17 protein-coding genes are annotated in these 13,631 nt (G+C 59.9%); 8 read left to right on the top strand and 9 right to left on the bottom strand.

The genetic code is table 11. The features are described from left to right. Together IG629_RS03010 and IG629_RS03005 are read left to right on the top strand one after the other, a co-directional pair. A complete protein-coding gene (locus tag IG629_RS03010; RefSeq protein ID WP_193170498.1) occupies window positions 1-1,653 on the top strand; it encodes an NTP transferase domain-containing protein in 1,653 nt (550 codons plus the stop codon). Window position 1,654: 1 nt separating this feature from the next. After that, window positions 1,655-2,092, top strand: a complete 438-nt coding sequence (locus IG629_RS03005; protein ID WP_193170497.1) for an iron-sulfur cluster assembly scaffold protein — start codon at window positions 1,655-1,657, stop codon at window positions 2,090-2,092. 10 nt (window positions 2,093-2,102) lie between these two features. On the opposite strand, the gene IG629_RS03000 is transcribed toward IG629_RS03005, so the two are convergent. Then, complete coding sequence (locus IG629_RS03000; RefSeq protein ID WP_193170496.1) at window positions 2,103-2,540, bottom strand: flagellar basal body rod protein FlgC; 438 nt, start codon at window positions 2,538-2,540, stop codon at window positions 2,103-2,105. Window positions 2,541-2,690: 150 nt separating this feature from the next. Here IG629_RS03000 and IG629_RS02995 point away from each other — a divergent pair, with 150 nt between their 5' ends. Next, on the top strand, window positions 2,691-3,455 hold the full coding sequence (locus IG629_RS02995; RefSeq protein ID WP_193170495.1) for a hypothetical protein: 765 nt from the start codon (window positions 2,691-2,693) through the stop codon (window positions 3,453-3,455). Between the two features lie 8 nt (window positions 3,456-3,463). On the opposite strand, the gene IG629_RS02990 is transcribed toward IG629_RS02995, so the two are convergent. After that, window positions 3,464-4,561, bottom strand: coding sequence for a putative metalloprotease CJM1_0395 family protein (locus IG629_RS02990; RefSeq protein WP_193170494.1), 1,098 nt, complete (start codon window positions 4,559-4,561; stop codon window positions 3,464-3,466). A gap of 213 nt (window positions 4,562-4,774) precedes the next feature. Here IG629_RS02990 and IG629_RS02985 point away from each other — a divergent pair, with 213 nt between their 5' ends. Continuing rightward, the gene (locus IG629_RS02985; RefSeq protein WP_193170493.1) at window positions 4,775-5,989 is read left to right on the top strand and encodes a multidrug effflux MFS transporter; all 1,215 of its coding nucleotides are present in this window, start codon (window positions 4,775-4,777) and stop codon (window positions 5,987-5,989) included. After that, window positions 5,986-6,567: a pyridoxamine 5'-phosphate oxidase family protein gene (locus IG629_RS02980; RefSeq protein ID WP_193170492.1), complete on the top strand. Its 582-nt coding sequence runs from the start codon at window positions 5,986-5,988 to the stop codon at window positions 6,565-6,567. Before IG629_RS02985 ends, IG629_RS02980 begins: the two co-directional genes overlap by 4 nt. Before the next feature lie 10 nt (window positions 6,568-6,577). Here the strand turns inward: IG629_RS02980 and IG629_RS02975 are convergent, their stop codons facing one another. Continuing rightward, window positions 6,578-6,922: a DOPA 4,5-dioxygenase family protein gene (locus IG629_RS02975; RefSeq protein ID WP_193170491.1), complete on the bottom strand. Its 345-nt coding sequence runs from the start codon at window positions 6,920-6,922 to the stop codon at window positions 6,578-6,580. A gap of 172 nt (window positions 6,923-7,094) precedes the next feature. On the opposite strand from IG629_RS02975, the gene IG629_RS02970 reads away from it, so the two are divergent. Together IG629_RS02970 and IG629_RS02965 are read left to right on the top strand one after the other, a co-directional pair. Then, the gene (locus IG629_RS02970; protein ID WP_193170490.1) at window positions 7,095-7,652 is read left to right on the top strand and encodes a thioredoxin family protein; all 558 of its coding nucleotides are present in this window, start codon (window positions 7,095-7,097) and stop codon (window positions 7,650-7,652) included. Then, a complete protein-coding gene (locus IG629_RS02965; RefSeq protein ID WP_193170489.1) occupies window positions 7,645-8,217 on the top strand; it encodes a PAS domain-containing protein in 573 nt (190 codons plus the stop codon). The genes IG629_RS02970 and IG629_RS02965 overlap by 8 nt, the downstream gene beginning before the upstream one ends. An 8-nt stretch (window positions 8,218-8,225) precedes the next feature. Here the strand turns inward: IG629_RS02965 and IG629_RS02960 are convergent, their stop codons facing one another. Both IG629_RS02960 and gcvA read right to left on the bottom strand, forming a co-directional pair. Next, the gene (locus IG629_RS02960) at window positions 8,226-9,560 is read right to left on the bottom strand and encodes a sodium-dependent transporter (protein WP_193170488.1); all 1,335 of its coding nucleotides are present in this window, start codon (window positions 9,558-9,560) and stop codon (window positions 8,226-8,228) included. Next, entirely contained in the window at window positions 9,560-10,474 is a 915-nt protein-coding gene (gcvA, locus tag IG629_RS02955; protein WP_193170487.1) for a transcriptional regulator GcvA, read from the bottom strand. Before gcvA ends, IG629_RS02960 begins: the two co-directional genes overlap by 1 nt. A gap of 125 nt (window positions 10,475-10,599) precedes the next feature. On the opposite strand from gcvA, the gene IG629_RS02950 reads away from it, so the two are divergent. Beyond that, window positions 10,600-10,851, top strand: coding sequence for a DUF1127 domain-containing protein (locus tag IG629_RS02950; protein ID WP_226886396.1), 252 nt, complete (start codon window positions 10,600-10,602; stop codon window positions 10,849-10,851). 52 nt (window positions 10,852-10,903) lie between these two features. On the opposite strand, the gene paaE is transcribed toward IG629_RS02950, so the two are convergent. From paaE to paaB, 4 genes are read right to left on the bottom strand one after another with little or no spacing between them, the layout of a single operon-like run. Further along, a complete protein-coding gene (paaE, locus tag IG629_RS02945) occupies window positions 10,904-11,998 on the bottom strand; it encodes a 1,2-phenylacetyl-CoA epoxidase subunit PaaE (RefSeq protein WP_193170486.1) in 1,095 nt (364 codons plus the stop codon). A gap of 11 nt (window positions 11,999-12,009) precedes the next feature. Next, a complete protein-coding gene (gene paaD, locus IG629_RS02940; protein ID WP_193170485.1) occupies window positions 12,010-12,519 on the bottom strand; it encodes a 1,2-phenylacetyl-CoA epoxidase subunit PaaD in 510 nt (169 codons plus the stop codon). Window positions 12,520-12,522: 3 nt separating this feature from the next. Then, window positions 12,523-13,290, bottom strand: coding sequence for a 1,2-phenylacetyl-CoA epoxidase subunit PaaC (gene paaC, locus IG629_RS02935; RefSeq protein ID WP_193170484.1), 768 nt, complete (start codon window positions 13,288-13,290; stop codon window positions 12,523-12,525). Between the two features lie 24 nt (window positions 13,291-13,314). Continuing rightward, entirely contained in the window at window positions 13,315-13,605 is a 291-nt protein-coding gene (gene paaB / locus IG629_RS02930; protein WP_193170483.1) for a 1,2-phenylacetyl-CoA epoxidase subunit PaaB, read from the bottom strand. Window positions 13,606-13,631 lie beyond the last annotated feature (26 nt).

Genomic DNA, 13,631 nt, shown 5'->3' with positions numbered 1-13,631 from the left:
ATGTATTTCGGCGAACTGCCGGTCGCAGAGGCCGAAGGTGCAATTCTCGCTCATAGCCGGCGACTTGACAGCCGGGCCCTCAAGAAGGGCCGGGTGCTGGATGCTGATGATCTTGCCGCGCTGAAGGCTGCCGGGATCGAGCGGGTTGTCTGCGCCCGCCTCGACAAGGGCGATATTCCCGAGGATAAAGCGGCGAATCTGCTGGCCAGTGCCTGTTGCGGTACTCAGGTCCGCGTCGGTTCGGCCTTTACCGGACGCGCGAACCTGTTCGCCGAAGCAGACGGCATTGTCCTGTACGATCCGGAACGGCTCGACGGCTTCAATCTGGTTGACGAGACCATCACGCTGGGGCTCGTGCCGCCCTATCAGGCCGTTACGCAGGGCCAGATGATCGGTACGCTGAAGATCATCCCCTTTGCAGTGCCCGAAAGCCCAGTGCGCATTGCCGAGGCGCTGGCAGGACAAAGCTCACCGCTGCTGCGTGTCGCGCCTTTCCAGCCGCGCGATACGATCATGATTCAGTCCCGGCTGCCCGGCACGAAGGAAAGCGTGCTCGACAGCACGCTACGCGTGACCACGGACCGTTTGACCGCACTTGGCTCTGAACTTGTTTCGGAATCCCGATGCGATCACGACCAGATATCCCTCGCGAATGCCCTGCACCGTGCCGTCGCCGCCAACCCGGGACTGATCCTGATCTCAGGCGCCTCCGCCGTGGTCGACCGGCGCGATGTTATCCCCAGTGCCATCGAAAACGTCGGTGGCGAAATCCTTCATTTCGGCATGCCGGTCGACCCCGGAAACCTGATGCTGATTGGCCGCATCGGCAAAATCCCTGTGATTGGCATGCCCGGCTGTGCCCGCTCCCCGAAGCTGAATGGATTCGACTGGGCCTTGCAACGACTCTGTGCCGGTCTCGATATCACCCCGCGCGACATCATGCGCATGGGTGCGGGCGGCCTGTTGAAGGACGTTCCGCACCGCCCGCTGCCCCGGGCCAGCGCCAAGCGTGCGAACCCAAAGGTTCCGCAACCAACCCAAAAGCGGCCGGAAATCGCCTCCATTCTTTTGGCGGCCGGGCAATCTTCCCGCATGGGCGCAACCAACAAGCTGCTCGGCACGCTGGATGGCAAACCGTTGGTCCGCTGGGTGGCGGAAGCCATTCTCGCCTCCGCCGCGGGTCGCCTTGTTGTCGTGACCGGCCATGAAGCAGAGAAAGTGACTGCCGCGCTTTCCGATCTGGACGCCGAGTTCGTCCACAACCCGCATTATGCGACGGGTATGAGCACCAGCGTCAGGGCCGGCTTTGCCTCCCTGCCAGAAGGCACGGATGCCGCACTCGTCTGTCTCGGCGATATGCCGACCATCACGGCGCGGATGCTGGACGCCCTGATCGCGGCCTATGACCCGGTCGAGGGGCGCGCCATCGTCGTCCCGGTGCATGGCGGCAAACGTGGCAACCCGATTTTGTGGGATCATCGGTTCTTCGAAGAAATGCAGGAACTGGAAGGCGACAAGGGTGCGCGGGGTCTGCTTGCGGAATTCGCAGACCTGGTTGCCGAAGTGGACGTACCTGACAACGCCATCCACCTTGATATCGATACCCCGGAAATGCTGGCGGATGCCGGCGGAACGCTTGAGAAGGCGGAGTAAGATGAGCGACGCACTCTATCAGGCAGAGATCCTGCGGCTGGCCAAGGAAGGCCGGGGCAACCAACGGCTGGAGGATGCCGACGGCACTGCGCGTGTGGACAACCCGCTTTGCGGTGACCGGGTGACTGTCGATCTGAAAATGAGTGACGGAGAAATCGTCGCGATCGGGCATCGGGTTCAGGGCTGTGCGTTGTGCGAGGCGTCAGCCGCCCTGATCAAGCTGAATGCCCCAGGAAAGGACCTGAGCGCGCTGGAGACGGTACGACAGCACTTGCTGGATTATCTTGCAGGCACGCGCGACGACGACCTCGATTGGCCGGAGCTGGAGAGCTTTTCCCCGGTGCGGGATTTCAAATCGCGACACGACTGCGTGCGCCTGCCATTCGACGCGACTCTCAAAGCATTGAAAGATGCATTGGAGAAAAAGCCGGCGTTCTAAACGTGGCTTTTCAGGCGAGAATGTCGATGGTTTCTTCGAGAAGCTCGTCACCGGTCTGCAAAACCGCAACATTCGCTTCGAGCTGACGCTGAGCTTGGATCTGGTTGACCGTCTCGTCGACGATGGAAACATTCGCCACCGAGGAGAGGCCGTCCGCATTTGCATCCGGCGCACTCGGATCGTAGATCGGAAAGGATGCCGGATCGACCAGCGAGGTTTGTGTCCGCACGCCGGCGGAACCGGCCGTGGTCGACTGGATCTCCGTCGGACGGAAAATCGTCTCGCCATTGGCGTTGGTCTCGGGGATTGGCTGACCCGGGCGCAGAACCTCATCGGACGGCGCCGCTACGCTGGAGATGTTGGCGAGATTGCTGGCCGCGTTACGGGTCTGGTTACCCGCCGCAAGAATGCCGCTCACCGCTGTGTTCAATGCACCTGAAATGCTCATGCGCCTACCAATAAGCCAATTGCCTTAAAAAATAGTTTCCAGCGGGCTCTTTTACAAGCGGAACCCGCCCCGGTCCGCCGCGTGCGCCATTAGCCGTAACGTGTTATGTGAGAAAGATCATTCGGATGAACGAAGGGATCGCGCACCGGTATGGACAAATGGCTCTTCCGTACTGGCTGGCACTCCGGCCTTCTGCTTGCGTTGCTGGTATCGCTTCTCGTCGCAGCTACACCGGCCCGGGCCCAGACCATCCAGTGGTACATCGAGGTGCTGACGGACCCGATCACCAAGGCTCCCATTCTCGAAGCCCGTATCCTGTCGCGCCGCGGTTATCGCTTCCACTTCATGAAACGGGACGACAACTCGCTCTGGGCTGAATTCCGCATGCCGCGGCATGTCGAGAAGACGATCAGCCGGAAGCGGCTTCCGACCTACTGGATAGACGGGAACGATCCGGTCAATCTTGAAGCCCTGAAAGAGCTGGAAGTCGGCTTCAAGCCAACGCTTTACGAAATCACTGAAAAAGGCGTTCAGTTCATTCTATGGGGCGCCTTGAAACGGGGCCAAGTCCCTCCGCCTTTGCGTAATTTCATGCTCGGCGAAACGCTGCATGTCCGTTATTGGACCTCGACCGGCGAGATGGAACAGGCAGAGATTCCCCTGAAGCGTGCGAACGAAGCCATTGCCCAGATGCTTAACCTCGCTCCGCTAAACCGAGGGCCAGAAGTCGCCCAGACGCGCCGTAGCGAGACGTTCGAAACAGTCGCCCGCCATTATCTCGATTTTTGCGAGGAACTCAGATTCGTCGGCAGCGACACCGATTACGGAACCTGCCGCAGCCGCTTCGTCAGTTGTAGCGAAAGGCCGGATCAATCCGAACAAAGCTTCAAGGATTGCTTGAATAAAGACGAATAAATTATTGATTATATTGAAATATCAAGCCTTGACGTCGTCGGCACAGGTGAGAAGTCAAACGGCGAGAGGCCTTCACGCTCAAAGAATGAAGAGCCGTTCTCACGATCACCGTCCTGACCCGTTTCCGATACACCAAAAGCGCTTCCGGAAGTGACCGAGAATGCCCCGCTGTCATCTATCGGGTCCGCCCCGGCGAATGGCGACACTCGCTCAGGGGCAAATGGACTACCGCTTATCCCAGAGGCTTCCGTACTGCTCTGTCCGGCCGCACCGGGTGCAGCCTCGGGACTGGATGCTCCGGGCAACGAAGTCGAATCGGCAGCGCTCCCAGCTTCGTCACCCTGCTCTCCGCCGCCATTGAGCTCTTCGAGAGCTTCAGTCACTTCCTGAGCCTTTTCCGCCCTGGCTTGCTGAATTCCCTGGCTCGCCTGGGCTGCAATGGCCTGATCCGCCGCTGATGGCTCCGCCGGAGCGAGCGCCGCATTACGGACCTGTTGCAGCTTCCTGATCGTGGCGTCCGGATCACCAGCAACGGGACTGGTCTCAATCGGCACTTCACCGCCAACCGCGTACCGGCGCCCGTCCGGCCCGGCCTGATACGTGTAGGATATCGATCCGGCATACTGACCGCCGGCGGCCTTGTGAGCCTGCTCGTGGCGCCTGACCTCGGCATCGCGTTCCTTGAGATCGTCAACGGTCTCCTGCTCTTCTTCGGTCAGACCGTTCGCATCGACTTCCTCTTCCGAACCAGCCTCCTGCGCCTGCGCCTCTTCGGCGTCGTCGGCAGCCGGATCGGCCTCCTCCTCAATCGCTGTGCGCTGTCCTTCTGTGCTGCCGTCTTCTTCCTGAACCGCGGCAATGTTCCGGGGCGCCAGCAGGCCGTTCAGACCGGAAACGAAAAACGCATCTTCTTCGCTGCCGTCGGCCTGCACACCCTGGCCGAACGGCGCCAATACGGAAGACTCAGTCAGCCCCGTCACCGTCGGCGCAGCTGTACTGTCGATCGTGTTTTGCTGATTGTCTTCATCGGTCTGCGGGGTCAACCCAGCAGCGGATATCGTGCTGTTTACCCGTACGATGAGACTGGTTTCGACGCCAGAGACCATTCTTATCCCTAGTTACCGGAAATTCTGTCCGGGCCAATTGGAAACTCCAAATTAAGTCTTTGGACCGCCCCAGTCAACCAAGGCTACATCACAGTCAGGTGCTCTTTCGCACAAATCGAGAATTGTAACCCGCCGTATTTGCACTATTTATGCTCGGTTTCCGGTCTACATTGGAGACTTCCTCCCCGGCACCAAAATCAGAGCAGGTACCCAGTGACAGCCCAGCGCAAGGCTCCCCCAATTCTCGTGCTCATTATCGCGACCGCGACCGGGCCGCTTGCCTTGAATCTTTTTGTCCCCTCGATGCCAGGCCTCGTGCCGATTTTCGGGACCGATTATCATACCGTTCAATACACTTTGACCCTGTATCTCGCTGGTATCGCCGTCGGCCAACTCCTGTACGGGCCGATTTCAGACCGGATCGGGCGCCGGCCGACCCTGCTGGCAGGACTTGCAATTTACACACTCGCCAGCCTTCTCTGTGCTTTCGCAGGCTCCATCGAGTGGCTCATAACCGGCCGTATTTTCCAGGCCCTTGGCGGTTGCGCCGGCATGGTCCTCGGTCGCGCCATCGTCCGTGATGTCTATGAGCGTGAGGAAGCCGCACCGGTAATCGCCTTCATCACCATGGCCATGGCCGTTGCCCCCATGATCGGCCCGGCCATCGGAGGCTTTCTGGACAGCGCATTTGGCTGGTACGCAGGGTTCTATGTCGTCGCCGCCATGGGTGGAGCCGCATTTGTTTATGCCGTACCGACCCTGCATGAAACGCACCATGCCCGCGCCGAGCGATTCGACATTATCAGTCTTGCCCGCAGCTACGGTGCCCTGATGACCTCGCGCGCCTATCTCGGCTATACGCTGAACACCTCTTTCTCGATCGGCTGCTTCTTCGCCTTCCTGTCTTCCGCTCCCTACGTGACAATCGAGATCCTGAAGATTCCGCCGCAGGTCTATGGCTTTTTCTTCATTATCGTTTCCCTGGCCTATATTTCCGGGAACTTCATCGCCACACGGATATCGCGGCGGCTCGGTATTGACCGCATGATCCTGCTTGGCTGTTGCTTCTCCATGGGCGGTGCGCTGGTTCTGACTGCGCTGTCGACGCTCGGGTTTCTGTCCGCTGTCGCGATTTTCCTTCCCTTCGCCCTTATTGCGTTCGGCAACGGCATGAGCCAACCCAATGCAATAGCCGGAGCTGTCAGCGTCAATCCGCTGATCGCGGGCGCCGCCTCCGGCCTCATGGGATTCATGCAGATGGTGTTCGGCGGCATTGCAACCGTTACCGTCAGCTACTTCCAGAACGATACGGACTTCATTGCACTCGCGGTGACGGTCATGATCGGCGCGTGCTGTGCGCTGGCGAGCCTCTCGCTCGTCCGGAACCAGGCACCGGCACCTCTGGAACCGGAAGCCGCCGCCGAATGAGCGGAAGGCCGGACAAGGACCCGGACGCACTGGCCCTAATCGACCGGGCGTCCGCACTCCTCTCCGCTGCCCCCGGAAACCCGCAGGCCGCCTTCCGCTATCCCGTGCTGTCGACGGTCGGACGGGACGGAGGCCCGAACGGGCGCGTCCTGGTGCTCCGGGCTGCCGACCCGGTGACGTGGCAAGCGGCATTGCACACAGACAGCCGGGCCGAGAAAGTTGCCGAACTGGCTGCAAACAGCGCAGCGATGCTCGTGTTCTACGACCACGAGGCCAGCTTACAATTGCGGCTCAAAGGAACAATCGGCCGAAACGCCGACAAAGCGACACTGGAAGCCATCTGGGCAGAGCTTCCAGCCAGTAACCGGCCGAACTATCGGGCTAGCCTGCCGACCGGATCAGCGATAAGCGCTGCCGGTGACGGCATCGACTCAGCCAGCGCTCAGTCAGGCTATGAGAATTTCGACGTACTTACCTTCTCAGCCGAGACCGCCGATATCCTGCAACTGGCGCGTACCGGCAACCGGCGATACCGCCTCGACGTATTGAGCGGAGCCGGTACCTGGCTGGTGCCGTGAGCGCAGGCCGTTACTTCTCGAACATGCTGACCTTCAGATCGTCGGATGGGCCTAGCCAGATCACATGCTGCGTGTGATCTGCCAACTCGTTCCCGGTTTCGGCATGGACAAAGACAGTCAGGTCTCCACGATTAAGCGCGAGCCAGGGAATGATGTCCCCGAACTGTTCCGGTTTGAAAGCAACCTGATAACTCCACCGGGGATGCGGGCCGACAGGCTTTTCGTGAAACCGGCCCATCTCAATATCGAACTGCCGCTCGATCACCTCGCGGAGCGCACGCGCGGCCTCCGCGCTACCCGCATCAAAATAAACATGGGCGTGATATCCGAGGATCTCGGAAGTGTCCTTGGTCATTAATGTGTCCTTTCCGGCATCCGGTCACGAGCCGACAGAATGACGATACAGATCCCGACACAGTACCGCACCCCGTCTGTTGTAGCTTATGGTTAACAGACTTTGACTGACGCGTTTCTTTCTGGTGCACTTATCAGGCGGCGAAGCGAGGCGAACGGGCGGGAGATACGTCATGGCCCTTCACACAACCGGGATTTGCAACTTCGGCTGGACGGCGCCGGACTTCCGGCTGAAAGGGATCGACGGTGCGGAACACAGCCTTGCGGATCTTCGCGGCCCGAACGGCACACTCGTCATGTTTATCTGCAACCATTGTCCTTATGTGAAGGCAATCGCTGGAAAAATCGCGCGAGACACTGCGAAGCTGGCCCCTCTTGGCATTGCCTCGGTTGCCATCATGTCGAACGATACCGATGCCTATCCGGCGGACTCCTTCGACAACATGATCAGGTTCGCCGCCACGCATAAATTCACCTTCCCCTATCTGATCGACGAAACCCAACAGGTCGCCCGTGCCTACGATGCGGTCTGCACGCCGGACTTCTTCGGCTTCGATTCGGGGCTCGGCCTGCAATATCGGGGGCGCATGGACGAAAGCGGGGCTTCACCGGTTGAAGGCGCCCGGCGCGACCTGTTCGAGGCCATGAAACTGGTTGCGAAGACCGGTCATGGCCCACAAGACCAGATCGCCAGCATGGGCTGCTCGATCAAATGGAAACCTGATGTCTGAAGTACAGGGATTTGATGCTGGCTACCTGACATTGCCGTCATCCCTGACATCGGAGGGCAAAGATTTCATCTCGTACTGGGATTCCCTGCGCGAAGGCCGGTACTTCCCCGACCGCAAGGATATTGAACCGGGTGCCATCAAGCGCCTGCTCCCCTACATCGTCATCCATGATCTCGTTTCACCAAACCTCATTCGGCTTCGCCTGATCGGGACCGCTGTGGCTGAGGATTATGAAAAAGATATCACCGGCTGGAACTACCTCGACATGGTTGAACCGGCGCGCAGGGAAGCGGCTTCCAGGGCATTATTCATCCTGCACGATACACCGGCCGGCATGTCCGTGACGCTGCGCTCGACAACCCGCTCTGGAAATTCCTGGACCCGACAGACGATCGATCTTCCTATTTCCGATCTCAGGAGCAATCGCAAGCTGATCATTTCCTGCAGCCTGCGGGCAAAGTCAGGCATGTCTGCCGTTCCGGGAAACCCCGAGCTCCGGGTACAGCAGATCACAAGCCGGGAGTTTTTCGATATCGGCGCCGGCATTCCATATCACCCGGAGTGACGGGACCGCTATTCCCCAACAAGAGTATTAATCAGAACCACGAAGATCATGACCGGCACGACGATTCTGAGCAGCCAGATCCATACTCCGCCTAAAGCCCCCTCCAGTCCGGCAAAACTGACCGCATCGCGGCGGTAAAGGCTCCAGCCGACGAAGAGGCTGACGAGAATCCCGCTAAGCGGCAGGAGAAGCGATGACGCGACAAAATCGAAGACCTCGAAAAGTCCCCCTCCCGCCAGCCTGACCTCTTTCAGCAAACTGAAACTCAGGCCGGGAATCAATCCGACAACGAGAACGACAGCAACCATCGACAGGGTTGCATATGCCCGGGACAAGCCGAAACGATCCATGCAGACCGCGACCGAAACCTCCAGAACCGAAATCATCGATGTCAGTGCCGCCGCCGCCAAAAGGAAAAAGAACGCGGGCGCCAACAACGTCCCGCCATAGATCTCCTCGAAAACACCCGGCAGCACGACAAAAGCAAGCTCCGGTCCGGATGATGGATTGAGGCCATGCGCGAAGACCGCGGGGAAAATCGCGACGCCGGCCAGCACGGCAAAAAGACTATCGCCGATCACAATATAAACCGCCGACTTCAGGACCGGCGTATCGGCCCTCATGTAACTGCCATAAGTGACGAAAATGGCCATCCCGATCCCTATGGAAAAGAAGGCCTGCCCCAGAGCCGCAACATAAACGCCGGGATCCGAGAAAGCCGCCGGATCGAGTGCAAACATGTAGGTCAGCCCGGCAGCACCGTCGGGGCGGAACAGGCCGTGAAGGGCAAGGCCAATCATGATTCCCGCCAGTACTGGCATCATCAACCGGTTAAGCCGCTCAATCCCGTGCTCGATGCCGCGTGCAACCACCAGCCCCGCAAACAGAACCGCGCCTGTCTGCCAGAGCATTGGTTCCATGACGCGTTCCGAGAAGCCGGAGAAGTAACCGGCATAATCAGAACCGCCCGCCTCCCAGAGCCCGCCGCTGATGGCGGAATAAAAGTAACGGAAGGTCCAGCCGGCGATGACGGAGTAAAAACTCAGAATGACAGTCCCGGCGATGGCTGCGGCCCAGCCGGCATGTCGCAAGGGGCTGTGCGGCGCCAGCGCGGGAAAGGCTGAAACAGTGTCGAGACGCGCCGTGCGCCCTACTGCCAGCTCCGCTATGACCAACGGCAGCCCGATCAGGACGACGCACACTAGGTAGATCAGCAGAAAGCTACCGCCGCCATTTTCGCCGGCGACATAGGGGAATCGCCAGATATTCCCGATTCCGACTGCCGATCCGATCGTCGCGAGAATGAAGCCAAGCTGGGTGCCCCATTGTTCGCGTTCCGCCATCAGGTCGCATCTCCGGGATCTCCATCCCGCCGGACCTCGTCCAGAATCCAGTCACGAAAAACAGAGACCTTTTTCGATCTCAGGGATTCCTCGCGGCAAACAAAATAATAGGCCAGCGTCGCCGGCGTCTCGACCTCGAACGGCCGAATCAAACGTCCCGCGCGCAAGTCCTCGGTCACCAGCTGCGAGCGCGCCAGGGCGACCCCTTGCCCTTCGATAGCTGCCTGCAAGACCATGTCCATCTGCGTGAAGAAAGCGCCCCGGCGCACATCAACGCCTTCGATACCGAAATGATCCAGAAAGTGAACCCAGGTTTCGCCGGAGAAGCTGTTCACATCATGCAGTAATGGATAATGCTTCAGGTCTTCCGCGCTCTTCAGGCCCGGAGGCCGCGCTGCGACCTCGGGGCTGCAAACAGGATAGATACACTCCGTCATGATCTGCTGGATATGAACCCCCTCCTCCTTGCCCTCACCGAGACGTAACGCCACATCGACGCCGTCTGTCACGAAGTCCGCTCGGCGGTCTTCCGCCGCGATCCGGACATCGATTTCAGGATAACGCATTCGGAATCTGGACAGCCTGGGGATCAGCCACTTAACGGCGAAGGACGGCAGAACACTGACCGTCAGCGGGCGCCCCTCCTCATGCTCCTTCAGGTCGTTCACCGCTGACAGCAAGCGGGAGAAGGCCTCCCGCACCGCCGGGGCGAGACGTGCGCCTTCCGGGGTCAGCTCCAGCGCCCTTGGGCGCCGCAGGAACAAGGGGCAGCCGAGCTCCGCCTCCAGGGCCTTGATCTGCTGGCTGATCGCAGCCGGGGTCACGAACAGCTCTCCGGCCGCAAGCTTGAAACTCATATGCCGTGCCGCAGCTTCAAAGCAGCGCAGGCCATTTAGGGGTAAGCGGCTCAACATGATTTAGCTGAACTAATCCATTTGGCAGATTAACTCGTTTGATGAACGGCCATTTGTAGCCCAAATTCTCAAACACCGACAGACACGAATGAGCGTGTGTGACGAATTGATTAAGGAGAACTTTCATGTTCAAGAACGAAACCCTGAACGTCGCTCCTGCCGCATGCATGACAGCAGGAACCAATGGCTCGGTCTTCACGCACAAGCGTGGCCGTGGTGGTGTTGTGCCTGCGATCGTCACGACACTGCTTACCTGGCAGGACCGGTTGCGCCAGCGCCAGTCCCTTCGGGAGCTCGGAGAGCGCGAACTTTCCGACATGGGCATCAGCTGGGCCGAAGTCGAGTACGAGGTCAGCAAACCGTTCTGGATTCGCTAAGACCTAGCGGGCGTCGCGGTCTCAAAGCCGCGGCACCCCTCCCCCCCTCCGACTATCGGGCATCAAAGTCCAGCACCACCTTTTCGCTTGCCGGGTGGGACTGACAGGTCAAAACGAAGCCCCTCTCCACCTCTTCCTTGGCAAGCGTGTAATTCAGATCCATCTCGACGCGGCCTTCTAAGACTTTTGCCCTGCACGTGCAGCACATCCCACCCTTGCAGGCGTAGGGCAAATCCGGTCTTGCCCCCAGGGCAGCGTCGAGAATGGAGACGTCGTCAGCACCGAGCGTAAACTCTGTACGCACCCCATCGAGAATGATGGCGACGTCCGCTCCCGCGCGCACCGCTTCGGATTCATCCACGAGGCGGCTGCGCCGGGCCGCGGCCGCTTTCGCAGCCGCATCGCCCGCAGGCGCAAACAGTTCGAAGAGCACTTTTTCCTCCTCGACACCGTGCGCCGCCAGCGCAGCCCGAACATCACCGATCATGCCTTCCGGCCCGCACAGGAAGAACCGGTCCACCGCGTGCACGTTCAGGATCGATCGGAAGAAGCTCTCGCATTTCTCCCTGTCGATCCGCCCGTTCAGCAGCGCGGCTTCCTGCGGCTCCCGGCTCAGTACATGCAGAACACTGAAACGGGATGGATAGCGGTTCTTAAGGTCAAGCAGAGCCTCGCGGAACATGATCTCCCGCACCGATCTGTTGCCATAGAACAAGGTAAACCGGCTCTCCGGCTCCGCTGCCAGCACGGATTTTGCGATCGAAAGGACTGGTGTGATCCCGCTTCCGGCAGCGAACGCCACATAAGTCCGGGCGGCCTCCGGGTCCGGCTCAACCGTGAAGCGCCCCTCCGGCAGCATGACATCGAGCATATCCCCCGGCTTCAGCCCGTCATTCGCAAAGCAGGAAAAGGCACCGCCTTCGACCCGCTTTACCGCCACTCTGATCTCGCCGTCATCAAGGCCACTGCAAATCGAGTAGGACCGGCGCACGTCCTGACCATCGATCTCATGGCGCAATGTCAGATACTGCCCCGGCGAATACCGAAATGCGGCACGCTGTTCGTCGGGTATATCAAGCGCGATGGAAACGCTGTCGGATGTTTCCGGGCGCACGTCGCGCACTTTCAGACTGGTGAAACGCGCCATGGCAGCACTCCCTAGAGACACTTGAAATAGTCGAACGGTTCGGCGCAGTCAGTGCACCGGTAGAGCGCCTTGCAGGCGGTCGAGCCGAATTGGCTGAGAATCTCGGTATGTTCCGAGCCGCAACGCGGACAGGCAACGACCGGGTCGATGCCGAGCAATGATTTCTTGGAGGTGGATTGCTCCGCCGGCGGTGCAATGCCGATGCCCTTGAGCTTTTCCCGCCCCGCCTCGCTCAGCCAGTCCGTCGTCCAGGCAGGCGCCAGCACTGTCTTGACCTCTGCCTTGTCGAAACCGGCGCCGAGCACAGCGTCACGCACCATCATCTCGATATATGCCATGGCCGGGCAACCGGAATAGGTCGGCGTAATCGTCACAACCGCAGCATCACCGGAGACTTCGACGTCCCGCACCACGCCAAGATCGACCACCGACAGGACCGGAATCTCGGGATCGGACACAGCTTCAAGAGCCTGCCAGAGGCGCCCTACCGGATCTTCAGTGACAGAAGCGGGCTCGGCCATGCATCACCATTTGGCATCCGGATAAGCCCGTGGCAGGAACTGCATTTCCGCCAGCAGGAATCCCAGATGCTCCGAATGGACGCCCTTCTTGCCACCGCCGATGGACCAGGTAGCTTCCGGGACCGTGAGCGTGGCCTCACTGAGTACAGCCGTGACCGCGTCACGCCAGTTCTCGTGGAAATCGCCCGGATCGATCGCGATCCCGGCCTGCATCATCATCTCATCGATGGCATCGCCGTCGAACAGCTCCTTTGTGTAGCCCCAGAGCTGTTCGAGCGCAGCCTGTGCCCGCGCCCGGCTCTCTTCCGTCCCGTCCCCGAGGCGAATGACCCACTGCCCGCTGTGGCGGCGATGATAGACCGCCTCCTTGATGGCCTTGGCCGCGATGTTGGCGATTTCCTGATTGGTCGACTTTGTCAGTGCCTGCAGTAGCTCGACATGGAAACAGTCGAACAGGAACTGGCGGACAATAGTATGGGCGAAATCGCCATTCGGCTGCTCGACCAGCAGAAAATTCCGCCAGTCCAGCACGTCGCGTTTGAAGGCAAGCGCATCGGCATCCCTTCCGGCACCTTCAACCGTCGCCGCCAGGTCGAGCCAAAGCGTGGACTGGCCAACAAGATCGAGCGCGATATTGGAGAGCGCGATGTCCTCCTCGAGGACCGGCCCCTTGCCGCACCATTCGGACAGCCGGTGTCCGAGGATCAGGCAATTGTCCCCCAGGCGGAGCAGATACTCGAAGAGCGCTTCGCGTTGCGCGGCGGCTGTCATGTCATGGTCTCCATTGGACCCGGGTCACAGGCATTCCACTTCATCCGGCACCTCATAGAAGGTCGGATGACGGTAGATCTTGGCATCGGCCGGATCGAAAAGGGATTCCCTGTCTGCCGGTGCGGAGGCAACGATATCGGTCGACTGCACCACCCAGATACTCTCGCCTTCGCGCCGCCTTGTATAGACGTCGCGGGCATGCTGCAGCGCCATCTCGGCGTCGCACGCGTGCAATGATCCGACATGCTTGTGGGACAGGCCCTCGCGTGCGCGGATGAAAACTTCCCAAAGCGGCCAGTCATTCCCGGCTGTCATGCTTTCTCTCCTGATCCGCCGGTGCA

Source organism: Nisaea nitritireducens (assembly GCF_014904795.1).
In the GTDB taxonomy this organism is placed as follows: domain Bacteria; phylum Pseudomonadota; class Alphaproteobacteria; order Thalassobaculales; family Thalassobaculaceae; genus Nisaea; species Nisaea nitritireducens.
Note: the sequence above shows the minus strand (reverse complement) of the source record. Positions and strands in the feature narration are given on the sequence as shown.

What these genes read in the sequence shown, in the direction of transcription:
- paaC (WP_193170484.1), bottom strand. Translation starts at nt 13,290, where the DNA reads ATGACAGCCGCCGCGCAACGCGAAGCGCTCTTCGAGTATCTGCTCCGC.
- paaE (WP_193170486.1), bottom strand. Translation starts at nt 11,998, where the DNA reads ATGGCGCGTTTCACCAGTCTGAAAGTGCGCGACGTGCGCCCGGAAACA.
- IG629_RS02960 (WP_193170488.1), bottom strand. Translation starts at nt 9,560, where the DNA reads ATGGCGGAACGCGAACAATGGGGCACCCAGCTTGGCTTCATTCTCGCG.
- IG629_RS03010 (WP_193170498.1), top strand. Translation starts at nt 1, where the DNA reads ATGTATTTCGGCGAACTGCCGGTCGCAGAGGCCGAAGGTGCAATTCTC.
- IG629_RS02950 (WP_226886396.1), top strand. Translation starts at nt 10,600, where the DNA reads ATGTTCAAGAACGAAACCCTGAACGTCGCTCCTGCCGCATGCATGACA.
- IG629_RS02970 (WP_193170490.1), top strand. Translation starts at nt 7,095, where the DNA reads ATGGCCCTTCACACAACCGGGATTTGCAACTTCGGCTGGACGGCGCCG.
- IG629_RS02990 (WP_193170494.1), bottom strand. Translation starts at nt 4,561, where the DNA reads ATGGTCTCTGGCGTCGAAACCAGTCTCATCGTACGGGTAAACAGCACG.
- IG629_RS03000 (WP_193170496.1), bottom strand. Translation starts at nt 2,540, where the DNA reads ATGAGCATTTCAGGTGCATTGAACACAGCGGTGAGCGGCATTCTTGCG.
- IG629_RS02975 (WP_193170491.1), bottom strand. Translation starts at nt 6,922, where the DNA reads ATGACCAAGGACACTTCCGAGATCCTCGGATATCACGCCCATGTTTAT.
- paaD (WP_193170485.1), bottom strand. Translation starts at nt 12,519, where the DNA reads ATGGCCGAGCCCGCTTCTGTCACTGAAGATCCGGTAGGGCGCCTCTGG.
- IG629_RS02965 (WP_193170489.1), top strand. Translation starts at nt 7,645, where the DNA reads ATGTCTGAAGTACAGGGATTTGATGCTGGCTACCTGACATTGCCGTCA.
- IG629_RS02995 (WP_193170495.1), top strand. Translation starts at nt 2,691, where the DNA reads ATGGACAAATGGCTCTTCCGTACTGGCTGGCACTCCGGCCTTCTGCTT.
- gcvA (WP_193170487.1), bottom strand. Translation starts at nt 10,474, where the DNA reads ATGTTGAGCCGCTTACCCCTAAATGGCCTGCGCTGCTTTGAAGCTGCG.
- IG629_RS03005 (WP_193170497.1), top strand. Translation starts at nt 1,655, where the DNA reads ATGAGCGACGCACTCTATCAGGCAGAGATCCTGCGGCTGGCCAAGGAA.
- paaB (WP_193170483.1), bottom strand. Translation starts at nt 13,605, where the DNA reads ATGACAGCCGGGAATGACTGGCCGCTTTGGGAAGTTTTCATCCGCGCA.
- IG629_RS02980 (WP_193170492.1), top strand. Translation starts at nt 5,986, where the DNA reads ATGAGCGGAAGGCCGGACAAGGACCCGGACGCACTGGCCCTAATCGAC.